At 42.0% G+C, this 16,895-nt stretch carries 12 protein-coding genes and 1 pseudogene; 8 read left to right on the forward strand and 5 right to left on the reverse strand.

Annotation, left to right across the window (positions count from 1 at the left end):
- Positions 1–14 precede the first annotated feature (14 nt).
- The 3 genes from ACYRY3_RS44315 to ACYRY3_RS44325 all read left to right on the forward strand — a co-directional run bounded on the left by ACYRY3_RS44315 (position 15) and on the right by ACYRY3_RS44325 (position 6,185).
- Positions 15–4,307, forward strand: a complete 4,293-nt coding sequence (locus tag ACYRY3_RS44315) for a thioester reductase domain-containing protein (protein WP_460208214.1) — start codon at positions 15–17, stop codon at positions 4,305–4,307.
- A 45-nt stretch (positions 4,308–4,352) separates the two neighbouring features.
- On the forward strand, positions 4,353–5,105 hold the full coding sequence (locus tag ACYRY3_RS44320) for a class I SAM-dependent methyltransferase (protein WP_460208215.1): 753 nt from the start codon (positions 4,353–4,355) through the stop codon (positions 5,103–5,105).
- Between the two features lie 87 nt (positions 5,106–5,192).
- Entirely contained in the window at positions 5,193–6,185 is a 993-nt protein-coding gene (locus ACYRY3_RS44325; protein ID WP_460208216.1) for a Rieske 2Fe-2S domain-containing protein, read from the forward strand.
- Positions 6,186–6,575: 390 nt separating this feature from the next.
- Here the strand turns inward: ACYRY3_RS44325 and ACYRY3_RS44330 are convergent, their stop codons facing one another.
- On the reverse strand, positions 6,576–7,976 hold the full coding sequence (locus ACYRY3_RS44330; protein ID WP_460208217.1) for an RNA-guided endonuclease InsQ/TnpB family protein: 1,401 nt from the start codon (positions 7,974–7,976) through the stop codon (positions 6,576–6,578).
- Positions 7,977–8,038: 62 nt separating this feature from the next.
- Here ACYRY3_RS44330 and ACYRY3_RS44335 point away from each other — a divergent pair, with 62 nt between their 5' ends.
- The 4 genes and pseudogenes from ACYRY3_RS44335 to ACYRY3_RS44350 all read left to right on the forward strand — a co-directional run bounded on the left by ACYRY3_RS44335 (position 8,039) and on the right by ACYRY3_RS44350 (position 11,561).
- The gene (locus ACYRY3_RS44335; RefSeq protein ID WP_460208218.1) at positions 8,039–8,224 is read left to right on the forward strand and encodes a hypothetical protein; all 186 of its coding nucleotides are present in this window, start codon (positions 8,039–8,041) and stop codon (positions 8,222–8,224) included.
- A 347-nt stretch (positions 8,225–8,571) separates the two neighbouring features.
- Positions 8,572–8,799 (forward strand): annotated as a pseudogene (locus ACYRY3_RS44340) (response regulator); the annotation flags it as partial.
- 768 nt (positions 8,800–9,567) lie between these two features.
- On the forward strand, positions 9,568–10,218 hold the full coding sequence (locus tag ACYRY3_RS44345) for a hypothetical protein (protein ID WP_460208219.1): 651 nt from the start codon (positions 9,568–9,570) through the stop codon (positions 10,216–10,218).
- A 23-nt stretch (positions 10,219–10,241) separates the two neighbouring features.
- Positions 10,242–11,561, forward strand: a complete 1,320-nt coding sequence (locus ACYRY3_RS44350) for a hypothetical protein (protein ID WP_460208220.1) — start codon at positions 10,242–10,244, stop codon at positions 11,559–11,561.
- Positions 11,562–11,822: 261 nt separating this feature from the next.
- Here ACYRY3_RS44350 and ACYRY3_RS44355 read toward each other — a convergent pair whose 3' ends face one another.
- A complete protein-coding gene (locus tag ACYRY3_RS44355; RefSeq protein WP_460208221.1) occupies positions 11,823–12,761 on the reverse strand; it encodes a DMT family transporter in 939 nt (312 codons plus the stop codon).
- Positions 12,762–13,057: 296 nt separating this feature from the next.
- On the opposite strand from ACYRY3_RS44355, the gene ACYRY3_RS44360 reads away from it, so the two are divergent.
- Entirely contained in the window at positions 13,058–13,405 is a 348-nt protein-coding gene (locus ACYRY3_RS44360) for a hypothetical protein (protein WP_460208222.1), read from the forward strand.
- A 228-nt stretch (positions 13,406–13,633) separates the two neighbouring features.
- Here ACYRY3_RS44360 and ACYRY3_RS44365 read toward each other — a convergent pair whose 3' ends face one another.
- The 3 genes from ACYRY3_RS44365 to ACYRY3_RS44375 form a co-directional block, all read right to left on the reverse strand.
- Positions 13,634–14,446 (reverse strand): lecithin retinol acyltransferase family protein, encoded by an 813-nt coding sequence (locus ACYRY3_RS44365; protein WP_460208223.1) that lies wholly within the window; start codon positions 14,444–14,446, stop codon positions 13,634–13,636.
- 370 nt (positions 14,447–14,816) lie between these two features.
- Positions 14,817–14,957 (reverse strand): hypothetical protein, encoded by a 141-nt coding sequence (locus ACYRY3_RS44370; protein WP_460208224.1) that lies wholly within the window; start codon positions 14,955–14,957, stop codon positions 14,817–14,819.
- Positions 14,958–15,378: 421 nt separating this feature from the next.
- Positions 15,379–16,509, reverse strand: a complete 1,131-nt coding sequence (locus ACYRY3_RS44375; protein WP_460208225.1) for a substrate-binding domain-containing protein — start codon at positions 16,507–16,509, stop codon at positions 15,379–15,381.
- Between the last annotated feature and the right edge of the window lie 386 nt (positions 16,510–16,895).

Below are 16,895 nucleotides of genomic sequence, written 5' to 3' on the forward strand. Positions count from 1 at the left end.
CAAAGGGCATTTCCATGAGTGAAGCTACTTCTGTTGTATGTGATTATCCTAATGAGATAGCTATTGTTGGCATATCTGGTCGTTTTCCTGGTGCTAAAAACATTGATGAATTTTGGCAAAATTTACGGGATGGTGTTGAATCAATTTCTTTTTTCTCTGAAGAAGAACTTAAATTGGCTGGCGTAGATCCCAGCGATTTAGCTGACCCTAAGTATGTTAAAGCAGCATCTGTAGTAGCAGATACTGATTTGTTTGACGCCTCATTTTTTGGTTTTAGTCCCAGAGAAGCAGAAATTACAGATCCGCAGCATCGTCTTTTTTTAGATTGTGCTTGGGAAGCTCTGGAAAATGCAGGCTACGATTCTGAATCATACGAGGGTTCCATTGGCATCTATGCAGGTACGAGTATGAGCAGTTATTTGCTGTTCAATCTCTATCCCAATCACGACCTGATAAAATCTGTAGGAAAACTCCAAACTATCATTGGTAACGATAAAGACTATTTAGTAACCCGCGTCTCCTACAAATTAAATTTAAAAGGGCCAAGTGTAAGTGTTCAGACAGCTTGTTCGTCATCACTAGTAGCTGTTCATTTAGCTTCTCAAAGCTTGTTAAATCACGAGTGTGATATGGCTTTGGCAGGAGGTGTGAGAATAACCTCGCCCTCTAAAACAGGCTACTTTTATGAAAAAGGTTCGATTCTCTCCCCTGATGGACATTGCAAGGCATTTGATGCTGACGCACAAGGAACTATTTTTGGCAGCGGTGTGGGAGTTGTTGTCTTAAAGCGGCTAGCTGATGCGATCGCGGATAATGACTCGATTTATGCTATTATCAAAGGGTCAGCAGTTAATAATGACGGCTCTTCAAAAATTGGATACACAGCGCCTAGTGTCGATGGTCAAGCAAAAGTAGTTGCAGAAGCCCTTGCTGTTGCAGAAGTCGATCCAGAGACAATAACCTATATCGAAGCACACGGAACAGGAACTCCCCTAGGGGACCCGATTGAGTTATCTACTCTGACTCAAGTTTTTCGCGCCAGTACCAAGACTAAACAATTTTGTGCTATTGGTTCAGTCAAAACTAATGTTGGTCATTTGGAAGCCGCAGCTGGCATTACCAGCTTAATCAAGACCATCTTAATGCTAAACCATAAATTAATTCCACCCAGCTTACACTTCCAACGTCCTAACCCTCGGATTGATTTTGCCAATAGCCCCTTTTATGTCAACACCACATTAAAAGACTGGAAAGCCAGCAAGGGTGCTCGACGGGCTGGGGTCAGTTCTTTCGGAATTGGCGGTACAAATGCACACATCATTCTCGAAGAAGCTCCAGTCATTCCCGAGTCTTCCCTAAAATCAAAACCCTGGAAACTGTTACTCCTTTCTGCTAAAACCAACTCCGCACTCGAAACTGCAACACAGAATTTAGTTGCATATTTAAAACAGCATCCCGACCTTAATCTTGCTGATGTAGCTTACACCTATCAAGTAGGTCGGCGGGTTTTTAACTATAGACGTATGCTAGTTTGCGACAATCTCAATGATGCTGTAAATGCTCTAGAGTCACTGAATCCAGAACGAGTTTTGACACTCTACCAAGAACCCAAGCAGCGCCCTATAATGTTCATGTTTCCAGGACAAGGTTCACAGTATGTGAATATGGCACTGGATCTCTATGAGCTTGAATCAACTTTTCGCAAACAAGTAGACATTTGTGCAGAACTGCTCAAGCCGCATTTAGGGCTAGATATACGCTCTTTGCTGTATCCAAGTGCAAACGAGAGCGAAACAGCAGCACAACAACTTTGCCAAACTTCCATAGCACAACCCGTACTTTTCGTTATTGAATTTGCTCTAGCCAAATTGTGGATGGAGTGGGGCATACAACCCAATGCGATGATCGGTCACAGTTTGGGCGAATATGTAGCAGCATGTCTGGCTGATGTTTTTAGCTTAGAAGATGCTTTAGCTTTAGTAGTTGCCCGAGGTCAATTGATGCAACAGTTACCTAGTGGAGCTATGCTAACTGTGGCGCTGTCAGAAGAGGAGGTACTACCGCTACTGGGAAGTAAACTTTCTTTAGCTGCAAGTAATGCTCCAAATCTTTGTGTGGTTTCAGGTCCTAAAGATGATATAGACAGGCTGGAGTACCAGCTAACTAACATAGGCGTTACTTGCCGTCGCCTGCGTGTTTTCCATGCTTTTCATTCTAGTAGCATGGACGTAATTTTGGGAACTTTTACTCAGTTGGTCAGTAAAGTAAAACTGCATCATCCTAAAATCCCCTATATTTCCAACGTTACTGGTACCTGGATTACCAATACAGAGGCAACAGACCCCAGTTATTGGAGCAAGCATTTACGGCAAACAGTACAGTTTATGGCAGGGATACGAGAACTGACTCAAGCACAGAATGGCATCCTGCTAGAAGTTGGTCCGGGATCGACATTAAGTACGTTGGCTAAGTTAACTTTAGAGAAATCAGCAGCATCAGATGTACTGTGTTCGATGCGTCATCCTAACAATACGCAATCAGACATGGCATTGTTACTAAGTATCTTGGGTCAACTTTGGTTGAGGGGTATCAAGGTCAATTGGTCTGCATTTTATGCTTGCGAACGACATCGCCGTCTTCCATTACCAACTTATCCATTTGAGCGTCAGCGATATTGGGTTGATCCACCACTAGCTATTACTCAACATAACCAGCTTAAAACACAACAAAGAACAGAACATTTTCATTCAGAAGAGATATCGCAAACTTCGCTACATTCAAGACCCAGCTTGCAAAATACTTATGTTGCACCATCCAACGAAATTGAGCAAAAAATAGCCCAAATCTGGCAAAAGTTACTGGGTATTGAGCAAATAGGTGTTCATGATAATTTCTTCGATCTAGGAGGTAATTCTCTAATAGCTACCCAGCTCATCTCTCAACTACTGAGTGTTTTTGCCATTGAACTGCCCCAAAGGTGCTTGTTTGAAGCGCCGACAGTGGCTAAGTTAGCTGAAGTCGTTACAACTATTCAGCGTCAAGACACAACTGTTGAATCAGTAGTTTCTCTTTTTGATATCAAAAAAGAAGCTGTTTTAGATGCTACCATTAAACCTCAGGGAGTTGTTGCTGAGTCAGTGACAACTGAGGGAGCTAACTTTCTTTTGACTGGAGCAACAGGCTTTTTGGGAGCATTCCTACTGTATGAGCTTCTGCAGCAGACTGAAGCGAATGTTTACTGTTTAGTCCGCTCAAAGAATATTAAGGAAGGTAAGCGGAGAATTCGACGAAATCTAGAAGCTTATGACCTTTGGCAACACGGTTTTAGCGCTAGAATCATACCAGTCATTGGTGATTTATCAAAATCATTTCTAGGGCTTTCATCTCGCCAGTATCAAACGATGGCAACCCAAATTGATGCCATCTACCATAATGGTGCAATTGTTAATTTTACTTATCCATACAGCGTACTTAAATCAAGCAATGTTTTGGGAACGCAAGAAGTTTTGCGATTAGCTGCTCAAGTTAAGGTAAAACCCGTACATTTCACGTCTACAATTGCTGTATTTGAATCAGTCACTTTTGCTGAATCTCAGGTTATTGGAGAAGACTATGACCTCGATCGCGTTCAAGGTTTGTTTAGAGGCTATGCCCAAAGCAAGTGGGTTGCTGAAAAATTGATTGCAGAAGCAAATTTTAGAGGCATTCCGACTGCTATATATAGACCGGGAAACGTAGCAGGTCATAGTCAAAAAGGTGTTGGTAACACAGATGATTTTATCTGGAGAATGATGAAAGGCTGTATACAGTTGGGTAGTGCCCCAGATGTAGATAGTTTAATAGATATCAGCCCTGTAGATTATGTAAGTAGAGCTATTGTGTATCTTTCAAAACAGCAAGATTCGCTAGGAAAAACATTTCATTTAGTCAATCCTTATCCTATTAATTGGAATGAAATTGTTGATTGGATGAAATCTTTTGGTTATCCTCTGGTAAAGAAGTCATACAATCAGTGGCAACAAGAACTAGTCAAAAATATTCATCAATCTGAAAATAATGCTTTGTATCCACTGGCTTCTCTTTTCTTTGGGACTGGAAATATATCTACTGAGGGAGTATCCGATCAAATGAAACGACCAAAACTTGATTGTCAAAATACCATGAAATATTTAGCAGATTCTCATATTTATTGCCCCCCAGTCAGTTCGGAGTTACTTAACACTTATTTTGCCTATTTTATCCGCAGTGGATTTCTCAATCCTCCCTCTTCAATTGAGAACGCTCTGCTTAGTTTTGCCATTAAGTGATGTGTGCATTGATGTCCAAAAGTTTTTAATTTAGAGGTAATTTACATGACAAGCTCAGTTTTATTGACTAAAAAGTCTGCTTGGTCTTTCTTCTATCGGTTTGGTCTTTTTGATCCCGTTATCCCAATCAATTACGATCTCTCAATCAAAGGTGCTTTTGAGGCATTAGCACCAAAGCCAACAAACCGAGTGCTTGATGTCGGATGTGGTAATGGTCGCCTCTTCTATCATGCTCGTTCGTGGTTAGCTAAGGGTGGGCGTTTAGTTGGAGTAGAACTTAGTACAGGAGGAGCTGAGTCAGCGCGGTATAGAGCTGAGCAACTTGGGTTTGCAGACCAGATTACTGTTAAGCAGGGCGATATGCGTCACCTAAAAGAGCTGGAACTGGGAGTTTTTGATGGTGCAGTCTCTCACTTTTCTATCTATATGCTTCCGAAGCAGTCCGAAAGGCAAGCAGCAGTTAAACAAGTTGGCAATTTGCTGAAGCCAGGAGCCAAATTTGTGTTTGCTGTACCTAGTGAAACTTGGTCTGTTCGAGACATTTTCGTCGATGCTTGCCAAGTGGAATCAAAACGCAATGACATCAATTTGTTGCACCGTATTTTCCGCATGCGGCTAATCTATCCAATGACTGCTATTGGATTCCGCGATCTTGAAAAAGGACTCGATATAGATCTTTTCCACAGATATACGCCTGAAGAAATTACCGAACATTTAACGCAAGGAGGGTTTGAAGATATACAAATTGAGCGGATTTATGGCGGTAACGGTTATCGTGCTGTAGCTAGAAAGGTCTAAGCTGGTGAGGGGTGCAAGACTTTGCGCCCCCTACACCCAAATAAATATGGTTATATTTAGCACACGAATCAATGAGGGTATCATTAAATGAAAGCGCTTGAATTCTGGCATCCCGTTTTGCGAACAAAGGATTTGGGACGTAAGCCAGTTAGTGTAAATTTCTGTGGCAGAGAATTGGCGATCTTTCGAGGTCAAGATGGAACATTAGCAGCCTTGGAAGACTGCTGTCCACATCGCAGAATGCGATTGAGCAGAGGCAAAGTTCAGGGAAATCGTCTAGTTTGCCCTTATCACGGTTGGAGCTTTGATCGAAGCGGGAAAGGAAGTAGTCCCAGCACATCAGCACTCCATCCATGCGTCAAATCTTACGAAGTTACCGAGCGCTACCGTGCAATTTGGGTTAAGGAACACGAATCCACTGCTGAATTACCGACGCTTGCTCAACCTGGGCTTCACCAAGTATGTACTCTGCAGTACCGCATTCGAGCACCTCTGGAATTAGTAGTGGACAACTTCTCTGAAATTGAGCACAGTTGCACGACTCATCTTCTCCTTGGACACGACTTAGAAGGAATATCCCTAGTTGAAAGTCACATTGAAACTACTGATGATGCAGTTCGGATTGTTAATAAGGGACCGCAGAAGAAGATGCCTAGGTTGTTAGAGTATCTCCTTGGTTACAAGCGCGGTGATTTGTTTGTGGGCGAACTAGAAATTCTTTTTTCTCCAGTAAGAGTTAATATTAGAAATTACTGGACTTCTTTCAATTCTTCTGAATGTCGGAAAGGAGAGGCGCAAGGCACTGTAGTTTTTAATCCAGTAAGCGAGCAAGAAACGGAAATAATGATGTTTTCTTTTATGTCTCAAGAATTATCTGTATTTAGTCGTCTCCTAAATCCTTTAGCAACCTTTTTATTAGATTATGAAACCAGATTAGATAAAAAAATGCTGGAAGGAATAGCTGACCAGGATACAAAGCTTACAGGAATACAGCTAGGTCGTTTTGACAAACCGCTAGGACTTACTCGCGAACGCATAAAGCGTCTATACTGGCAAAAAGATTTTACTCCCGCACTTTAGTGAAAAGTCAGAATTTGGGACAGGAACATCCGGATATCGTCATGTAGAGATGCTTCCAACAGCGCGTCTCTACAAAAAAACTAGGTTTCTATGATTTCTGTACCGATACTCTAGGTTGCAAGCTGTTGTATTTGATTAAGATTTCCTACTGTAGAAATATTACTATCTATTTCAAAATTATTACCAATATTATATCCCCCATTCTGCACCCTGTTTTGTTTTGGCAGCCCACCTCAAAATTGACAAATTAGACAAGAAGTGCAGTAAGAGAAGCTAGGAAACCTGTCTTGCGCTACGCAAAACCTTGGCAAACTTAAGGATTTACGCCCTTAAGGCTAGGAGAACCGACAGCGCTGCGTTTTTTACGGATATGAGGGGTCAGTGAACTACCTACACCGCCAGCAAGCTGGTCGGTGTAGGCTTCTGGCGCATTTTGAATACTTCCAGAACCTCCTTCGAGGTACTATTAGTAGTAGAGTCACCTACCACTGGATTCCCTCTACGGCGTTTTATTGTTGGGAACAGTCCCAGCCCAACACGCTTTAAATTGATAGCGGCATTAATGTCGCGGTCAACCCAAAGCAATTCAAATTCGTCCCAGTACTCGCGGATATCGCAATCAATGAAGATGAATTCGTCACGATACGCGAGCAATTGAGATGTATACGCAGCTTTCACTGCTATGACCCTAGCCCCAGCTTTTGAAGCTATGTATTCTAGGATTGTAAAAAACTGTCCAAAAGCGGCGTCTAACCAGGATTTGTTCAATCCCGATTTGGCTGACTGACCATTTGGTAAATACTTGCCGTCCTCATCGAGTTTAGCTTTGTTTCGTTTTGACAAAGCTTTTAAGTTTAAGTCTTCATGAATAAAAACTTTTTTATTTGTCCGAACTAGAGCGTGAGCCGTCTTAAATGCGTGGTCTTTTCTCGCCCTGGCAATACGTTGATGTTCTCGCGCTTCTTTTTTGGCTAACTTACGTCTTGCCTTGCTACCTTTTTTCTTAGCTGATTTACGATGAGAAACCCTAGCCAAACGTTTTTCCGACTTCCTGAAAGACTTTAGTGAAGGTAACTTGGTATTCTCTGAAGTTGCCAAATAATCATCTTCATGTAGTACTGCGTCCAATCCCAAAGTGTTATCCCAAGTGGGTATTATCCGATCGGGAGTGAATTCAGGTACATTCGGATCTTCTAGACAAATTGTCAAATACCATCCATCAGCTTTTTTAGTTAATAAAGCATTTTTCAGTACAAAATCATTGGGTAAAGGTCGGTGTAAGCGGACTTTTATCCAACCATCAAGCTTTGAAATTGACAAGAACAACCAATTGTTTTCAATTCGTTCAATGGTTATAGCTTGTCCCTCAATCCTCATGGTACGGTAACGTGCCGCATTTTTAAAACGTGGCTTCCCGCTATGCTTGCCGTTAATGTCTCCTTGAATAAAACGAGAAAAAGCCTTATCTACTCGCTTAGAAACATCTTGCAATGTTTGCGAAGGAACGCGAGAAAAATCTAACAACTCTCCAGAATGACCCACTTTAAACAAATCTTCTTTAAAATTAGGGAGTTGTTTCTTTTGCAAGTAGTAACCTGGGCGCTCTCGTAGTTGAGGCAATGGACAACTGATTATTGAACAAGCGTCAATGCGACTACGGTTATTCTCCCACCAATCAAACCTATCTCCGAGTTGATTGTTGTACCAGTACCTGCAGATTCTTAACCAAGAATTCAATTCTAGTTTTTGATTGGTATTCGGATAAGCGCGGTACTGATAGTTCAGCAACATTATAATCACCTCCTTTGTTTCATCTATGCTAGCATATGTGTGATAACATTGGGTAAACAAACATGAAAACAACTAGATTAAATGTGCGGATGTCACAGAGGAGATTAAATAAGTTGCGATTATATGCAGCTTCCAAAGATAAAACAGTCACTTCCATAGTTGAGGACTGGATTGACCGCCTTCCCAACGCAGAAATTGGCAATCAAGTCACTGTCCCCACTCCCTCTTTCATCGACGGGGGAAATTGATCGGGGGACGTGGCTTGATTGCCCCAAAATTCATCCCACACTGCCTTCGGTCAGATGTGGGGCTTCTTTTGGTTTAAGCTAAAGTAAGTTGAGTGTTGATTCCTGAGCCAATATTCAGTAATAACTTCGTATTCCCAACCTTGTCTAGAGCAGTACCCAGCAAGCACAAGAGACTGACGTTGCAAATCGTCTTTCTGCGGTCGAGTACTTACCCAAAGCATAACAGATCGTTTTTCCTTTTCGTTCGGTTGTACCTAGAAGTTTAGCAACGTCGTACCTTCGCTTCTCCGCCTGCGGTGAGCTCTCGAGCGTAATTTTACCTTCGTCCTCCCACCTCCTCAACTGTCCTGACTCATTCTAAACCAGATATTCTGTTAAGCGATGGTATGCCCGAGATGGATGGTTATATGCTCTTGCGGGAAGTTAGAAAGCGATCGCCCCAAAAAGGCGGACAAATTCCAGCTATCGCCCTGACTGCTTACGCGGAACAGATGAACCAAAACCAAGCACTTGCAGCTGATTTCCAAAAACATATTGCAAAACCTGTTGAGCCAGTTGATATCATGTCCGGGTAAAGACTTATCATTAAGGCAGATGGGGAGAGGGGGAGCGGGTTTTCCGGTTTTTGCGATTATTGTTTAATAATAACTAATTAACCGGACTTAATATGAGTTAGCTATGGCTATTTTGCGTCTGATTAAACAGATCTAACGACTTATCAACTTATTTTTCTACATTTGTAAAATTATCAATCTATCATAAATAAGCTTCTTCAATACACTAATTCACTTGATATCTGTGATTTGAATCACAACATAATCCGAGTGCATATGTGTTGTGAAAAACTCACAAAACGAGTTGACTTTACAAAAAAACTCTTCTAAAAATTATTTATAAAGTCAACTTTAAAATTGGCTCTCAGTGGGGCAAAATGCACTTTACAAATAACTTCTTACCCTGATGGGGTTATGAGACAATATTTTAACTACCGTTGTCTCTGCAAAAACACGTATACCCTAAAATACCTAAATCATTTTTTTAAGAAAGAAAATCCAGAACCCCTTGTTTTCTGTAGAAAAATAGTGGAAGATATGAAAATTCTTTATTTTTATCAAAACAAAATTCCTTTTTTGTACGGACGAGGAATAATGCAACTATGACTTAGAGTTTGTGAAGCTAGCTTTATTTTATACACGATTTTTAAAGATTTATATGGGAATTCATGTAAATCCGGAAATAGTAACTACATAATTGGATCAAGAAATATCAAATTAAATATGAATCTCTACCCAGAGTAAATCAGCAGGTAACCTGCAATTAACTTACATATAAGGAAAAAACACGTGAATAATATATTTGTTCATCTGTTTAGTACATTTGTGTTTTCTGTCACCGCAATTACTGCTATATCTAACAATTCAATCGCAGCGGAGCCGCCAAAAACTGCTCCAGAAAAAACCGTACAAAGAATTTGTGCGTTTGATGCTGTCGAGAATTTATTACCCCCACTACAAAACCAGCAAAATCAATCTTCACTTTCCTACCTTGCACAACAAGGTTTTACACAAAATTCAGATGGTTCTTGGTCTTGTTACGCGAGCGATCCAAGAAAACAAGGACGCTACTACACCCTGTTTAAAGTCCAACAGGTAGATGGAAAGCTCATAGCGACTTCGTTTCTAGACCAAGGTAGCCTCATGGAGGGACAAGACAACCGCAGCCTAGAGTTATTTATGCTCCTGATTCAGAATCACACGAAAGCCAATCAGGGTAACAGAGAGAGTATACAGAGATATTTAGAATCTTTTATTTCTTTGATCAAGCAAGGTAAAGTAGAAGCCTCGCGTCGCGGCTATCTCTTCGACCAACCCAATCGTGGTTTCGTCCTATATCACCCGATTGCAGGGGAAAAGCTTAAGGGTACGGGGATCACGATTAACATCAATTCTCCACAAAATCTAGACTCTTCTACAGTTTCTTCAACTCAGTCATAGTCATTTAACGGAGGTGATTATCCTTGAAAAAATCAACAGTTACATCAATTGCTTGTGCGGTTTCATCCTTGGCAGCAACCGTAGCTGCACCGCAAGAAGCTTCTGCCCAGTTAAATGTTGGGCCCTATGGCATCCAACCAGGGCTGGAGACAAATTATCTGAATTACCAGTTGTCGGGGCGGGATTTGAGGGAAATGCGAGGCATTGCTGGATGCGCCGTCGGATTTGGTGCAGCTTGCAACAAGACTGGAGCAGTACTCCAGGAATTAGTGGCAGCCAACAATGGACCTAGCTACCAAGAGTTGCTGATGCGTGCAGCAGGTGGAGAGGATAACTTCCGCCAATTTGCTACGTTTTACGGTAATAACCCCAATCTCGAACAAATTCCATACACCTCATTCTGGCAAGACGATAACCCTGCCATTGTGGATGGGTATCGATATGCTCTTGGACAACCCGTCGGCAGAACTCCCGTACAAGGGCTAGGGCAAGTCACTAAAAACTTCTACTGGGCACCATTGCAGGGAAATAGTAACGCTCTCGATCCTCGGAGTGGTTTGCTGAACTTAAAATACGCCTTTGGACGTCTGTTGTTAGAAGAGGTTGCAAAAATTCCCGATTTTAAGAAGCAGTTTCAAGCTTTAGGGCTAGAACCAGAGCTGAAAAATTATTATTGGAAGCACCTGTCTCAAGGAATGCGTGCTTTAGACAGTGGGAATACGGCACAACTGGAAGAGAGTATTCTTAAAGTTCTCTCTATGCCTTACTACGGTAAAGGTAGTGGCGAAGATTTTGGAAGACCATATCTTGTGGAAAATCTTAACAACGAAGAAGGTGTTCTACTTCTAGCAGATACTGTTGATGTGGAAGAGTTCGGTGTGGCAGGTTTTACGACATTGGTTCCAGATGAGCCAGAAGAGCTTGCTGCTGTGGAACTTGCTCCCGAACAAGCAACAGTTCGGAGTCCTTCCTTCCCCACATATTTAGCAGCCCTACCTCTTCTTGCATTGCTGTTTTTTGTGGTTGGCGGGGATGACGGGGGAAATAATTCCACCGCAGCACGTGCTGTCGTTCCTCCATCCTCCACTACCACCAATCCACCCCCTGGAATTAACCAGCCACCTGGAGAGACTGTAACACCTGGAACCACCCAGCCACCTGGAGAGACTGTACCACCTGGAACCACCCAGCCACCTGGAGGACCTGTGCCTCCTGTTGGTACACCACCTCCAGAAGAAGTGAAGAAGGTACCAGAACCATCGACAGTAACACCTTATGTGTTATTAGCTCTGCTCATGTTCGTCTTCACTAAAAAACACTGGCGCTTACAAAGCAACAATTAAGTTTCTGGCTTTTTCACCAGGATATTATATGGGTTTTTCAGCTAAGTCATCGGGTGCAATTCGCAATACATCTCAATATAAATTAGTCGGTGTGAATAAACACAACTAGGAGTTGGGGCTGTTAGTAGTTAGTGGTTAGTAGTTACTGGGTTTTCAGGCTCTTAACAGAAGTATACTTAGTTATGTTTTATTGTACCGACTTACTTATACAAAAAAGTCTGCTTTCATAAAAGGCTTCCGTCTGTTCGCTTTTACCTGGCGCTATTTAAGGTAAAATAGTAATCCGATACCGGCGATCGCAACGACAGCACCTGCGAGCGCTCTAAGACTCACTCGCTCTCCCATCCAAATAGAAAGAGGAATCACAAACAGCGGGCTAGCCTGCATCAAAGTAGAAGCAATTCCAGCTGCTGTGAATTTAATAGCTATCTGTTGCAACCAAATTCCCAAATAAGTTCCGCAGAAAGAGGCAAAGATTGCCACTAAGATAACTCGCACCGATTGTAATGTTTTGAATTGGTAGTCACTTGGTTTGGTACCTAAAGATAGCCACACTAGAAGAATCACCTCCGCTGCACTCAACCGCAACAAAGCTGCCCACAATGGGTTAATACTAGTATTGGCGAATGCTGCGCGGGAGAGCACAGCCCCTGTTGCATTTGTCATGACTGATAGCAAACCAAAACCGATTCCTTTCCATAGATGCGTTGTGGTATTGCCTGTTGTATCCGGAGTGCGCTCTGTCACTACCCAAGCCACTCCTATAATAGTTAGCAGAATTCCGCACCAGGCACTTGGGTTTAATTTTTCTTGAATAAAAATCAGTGCTAATATTGCTGCAATTGGTGGGGCAAGGGTTCCTATAACTAAAACGCGACGTGCCCCTAAAAAATTTATAGCCGCTAAGAAAGCTGTATCTCCCAAGCTAATACCTACAATACCACTCAGAAGGAGCAGGCTCATAGGCAAGAGTGGAATGTTAGGGAACCATTCTCCGCTGATTAAGATGGTGAGCAAAAGGAAGGCGATCGCAACAATGCCTTTAATGAGATTAAGTTGTAAAGGTGGAATACGCTCTCCCAAGCGACCGTATATCACCGATGCAATAGCCCACAAACCAGCGGCAAACAAAGCTGCTGTTTCGCCTTTAAAGTCTGCGACCACAAAGTTTAAAGAATTATTAAAAGTACTATTTGACACTTTTCAAGTTTAAAAACTCTCTAATAATTTAGAATAAACACCCTTATAAACTTTAGCACTCAATGGACACAACTGCTAAATTCTTACTAAACAAACTTTAGCACTCAACGCAATACAATGCTAATTTTTCCCGAATGGGATTTAGCACTGATAAGGCTCAAGTGCCAATATTCTTAGTAGTTTAATACCTAAGATATAGGGCAAATGCATCTTTTTACAGACGCAGATAAAGGGCTTTTTCAGGTTTTAAATAATTAAGATTGCCAACAAATCATTCAAAAATTTTGAGGTGGAAAATGAAATATATCTTTGAAATTGTAGGTGTATCTCCAGTTTTGACATTTTTTAATCACCAACAGCAGAATTTGCAAAAATCAAAAAAACTCGCCTTGGAATATATTGCCAGTCACAAGTGTACCCTTGATGCTTTCATTAAATCTGTAGAACCAGTACCGCCAAAGTGGGGTTGGGATAAAGATGATGCGATCGGCAGCGTGATTGAGTTTTGGATGAACAACGCAGAGACTATCTGGTATTGGAAATCGCGTTTAATAGATGCGGGAAGCGATAATTTACTTGTAGCCAGAATTGGAGATCTCAAGGCTTTAAAAGCTGAATTTGACTTGCTACTAAAAGATAGTTAAACAAAAAATCACAAATGTTTTGGTTGTGGTTTGTCATTGGTCATTTGTCCTTGGTCATTTGTCATTTGTCATTTGTCATTTGTCCTTGGTCATTTGTCATTTGTAGAGGCTCTATTGCATGGGTAGGTTGTCTTGAGGAACTCTACCCAACAAATAACCGACGATCGCATGGGTAGGTTGTCTTGAGGAACTCTACCCAACAAACCATCAATGATATTGGATGTTCAATCAGTTCGAGAAAGTGAGACTTGATGCAGATAGGGCATCCGTTTGATTTTGGTTACCCTTAATGAAGCGATAAATTAATAAGCCAACTCCTATTCCCAATAAAGCTGGGGCAGCCACACCAATAGCAACAGCAGCACTACCACCAAGCATAGCAGCAGCCAGAGTACCAACAACTCCTCCACTAGTTGATGCAACTCTGCCTGCTATTCTGGCGTTTTTTCTGGCTTCACGTTCACGTTTGGGTAAAGTTTCATCATCTTCTAAAACTTTTCCGACAACTAAATTGGTTGCTATACCACTAACAAAACTACCCAACCCTGCAATACTACCAGCAACGCGACCAGCGACAGCAGGGGCTTGTTGAATGGCTGTATTTATGACTGTTTGTGACACTGGGCTGACAGTTTGTAAGGCAACTTGAGCTGCTTGTTGAGTAGCAAGTTGTGTCCCCAAACCCACAATACTTCCAGCAACCATACCACTGCCAATGGCTCCCCACTTTTTCACTTGCTCGCTTTCACGCTTACCTGTTTTGCAATAGTAGGCAAAATGCTCGCAGTTGTTGAAAAGAACATTGTATTCCTCTTCATATAACTTGCTCTTAGCGCGTTGTATAACAACATCATTTGCATCGCACTTGCCATACTCTTTTACATGAATTGCTCTACCCTTACCAAACTTATGCTTAGGAATGATGGAAACTCTTTGCATATCGTAATGAATGACGTAGCCATCACCACAGTCAACTCCATGATGAGTGACAGGAAAGCCATCAAAGAAAAAACTTACGTATATGTGGTCTCCTTTAAACATAAAAATCATCTCTCTATAGAAATACATAGGCAGTTACAATCTGTAAAAATCTTATAAGTATAATATTTGTCTTTCAATTGTGTAATTACGGAAAAGCAGAAAAAGCTCTTATAAAGAACTAGAGTATAAAACTTGGACAAATGTGGAGTGTTAACCAGAGGAAACTGGGATATGCAAACAAATACGGCAAAATTTTATCTATTTTTCTGCTTTATGCTGAATCAAATTGTTGGGTTGCTGGGTTGAGGAACGAAACCCAACCTTACCACCTTTACCGTAGAATGCTATTTGTCTAATCTTTTCGTCTGACATGATAAATTTTCTCCTGCAATTAATGAGTTAATGACTTGGTCTGTGATTCACGAGGCGTTCACACTGGAGTTACAGTTGTGACTTTTATGTAGAACGTTACACCTTGCTCGTCGGGGCTTCTGCCAACTGGAGGCAATTCGGCAAAGCCCAACGCCGGAGGCGAACGCTCTACCGCACATATATCAATAGGAAATATCATGTGAGTATTTGTGGGTGGTTATTAGACTTGTCTTACCGTACAGGAACTCATATCTTGCACCATCAACTCCCAAGCGAAAATCAAAGCCCAAAAAGCTTGTTGTTTTGTAGGGTGGGCACTGCCCACCGCCCCCTTATTGAGAAGATACAAGATATAAAGGCTCTTACTTCAAGGGCATTTATCTAACTTATTAATGAACAACCATTGCCTTTTACATCGCACAGTTCAATATTTCACTCTATCGGTGACACAACGTAGAGACGCTTCAAACAGCGCGTCTTTACACCAATGAGAATTTAAAAATTCATATGTTGATTCAGCACGCCGAATTTTCTTTGGTTTTGTTGCAAACACTGTTTGCAGACTTCAAGAAATTGAGCAAATCTCCAAAGACACCAATCGCAATCAATCCCAATCCACTCTAAATTGTTGCTACCAATTCCCCAGTTTTGCTTGTATCACAACCGCCGATAATCTGTAGTTGTGAATGCACAAACCGATGCTCTAAGGTATTGAGTAGCCGCTGTACTGGTGCTTCTTCTAAGTATTTCTTGAGAATCACTAAATCGTAACGCGACTGATGCCAAGGGATAAATTCCAATCCAAAAGCCGCAGCTACAGATTCTGTAGAGATACCTGCATCGGCAAGTCCTGAGACGACAGCTTGAGCAACATCGTGATGGCTTGTAGCAATCCGGTCAAATCCTTTAACAGCGTGGAATGGCAATTGCTCCTGTTGAAGTTTCCGTTCCAAAAGCATGCGAGTGCCAGCACCAATTTCGCGATTGACAATCGCTGCTTGAGCTTTTACTAAGTCGTTAACTGTTGTGATTTGCAACGGATTACCAGGCTGTACCAAAAGCCCCTCTTCCCAAATTCCAAGGGTCATGACAACAGCCTCTTTTCCCGCTAAAACTTCACGAACAAAGGGAATGTTATGCTCCCCAGTTTCGGGGTCGTACAGGTGCATTCCAGCGATATGAACCTCACCTCGGCACAAACTGTGCAAGGCAGCCATGCTATTAGCAAACCTATACTGAACTCGCAATTGAGGATACCAGCGTTCAGTGGCTCTCGCCCATAATGAAAGCATAGGCGCACAGCCAGCAATCACAACTGTGTTTTCAAATCTGTCGATATCGTCAAGAAGTTTGACTCGAACTGTATTTGCACCTGTTAGAGTATCAACCTCACCATCTGCTGGAATCATCTCCATGCGAAAAGCATCCTTCCCAACTAAGGGATACGCTACCCATTGCCCCCCAAGGCGTGCCAAACTGACTCGCTGTTGTTGACGACAAGGGACAGATTGCGCGAGAACTGCTTCCACGTGGGGCAAATCCTGCTCTAGCCAGAATAGGTCTTCGACTTGACAACCCAGCGCCTTTGCTAAACGAAGTGTCATGGCGACTGAAGGAGCGCATTGTCCAGACTCTACACCACTGATTGTCTGACGGGTGACACCAGCTAAGCTAGCCAATTCTTGCTGACTCATACCCAGACGGGTTCTGAGGGACTTCAAGTTGTTACGAAGGTCGCTATCGGTCTTCATGATGGCTCTATCTCTTGGTGACAAAAAGCATAGCGATTTGAGGCGGATTTACCAGAGCAATAGAACACAATTGAGGCAATCTCAATTTTTTCTTAATGGTTTTACGCTCTTGCTTTTTTGATTCCTAAATTTAAGATAGCACATCAATCGCTAATTTATTTGCTTGAAGAAAATTTATTTGCTCATTGTTCATTGATTTGTTACTGGCGGCACAATTTGCTATCTATTGGGTTAATTGGGGTATGTGATGGAAGGGCGTTACTGCAGCGATCGCCGTTTACTTTGGTTTTATTGCTACACCAGATTTATTGGAGCTACGCACCAGGGAGGGCGGTACTCATAGCCAAGGATAAAAAGAAGTTGTGTTTAAGCTGGGTGAAGTAGTT

It is taken from the genome of Scytonema sp. NUACC21 (assembly GCF_054684315.1).

Bases quoted from the DNA above. Each gene is read 5' to 3' on its own strand.
- ACYRY3_RS44315 (WP_460208214.1), top strand. From the start codon at position 15: ATGAGTGAAGCTACTTCTGTTGTATGTGATTATCCTAATGAGATAGCT.
- ACYRY3_RS44320 (WP_460208215.1), top strand. From the start codon at position 4,353: ATGACAAGCTCAGTTTTATTGACTAAAAAGTCTGCTTGGTCTTTCTTC.
- ACYRY3_RS44325 (WP_460208216.1), top strand. From the start codon at position 5,193: ATGAAAGCGCTTGAATTCTGGCATCCCGTTTTGCGAACAAAGGATTTG.
- ACYRY3_RS44330 (WP_460208217.1), bottom strand. From the start codon at position 7,976: ATGTTGCTGAACTATCAGTACCGCGCTTATCCGAATACCAATCAAAAA.
- ACYRY3_RS44335 (WP_460208218.1), top strand. From the start codon at position 8,039: ATGAAAACAACTAGATTAAATGTGCGGATGTCACAGAGGAGATTAAAT.
- ACYRY3_RS44360 (WP_460208222.1), top strand. From the start codon at position 13,058: ATGAAATATATCTTTGAAATTGTAGGTGTATCTCCAGTTTTGACATTT.
- ACYRY3_RS44365 (WP_460208223.1), bottom strand. From the start codon at position 14,446: ATGTTTAAAGGAGACCACATATACGTAAGTTTTTTCTTTGATGGCTTT.
- ACYRY3_RS44370 (WP_460208224.1), bottom strand. From the start codon at position 14,957: ATGATATTTCCTATTGATATATGTGCGGTAGAGCGTTCGCCTCCGGCG.
- ACYRY3_RS44375 (WP_460208225.1), bottom strand. From the start codon at position 16,509: ATGAAGACCGATAGCGACCTTCGTAACAACTTGAAGTCCCTCAGAACC.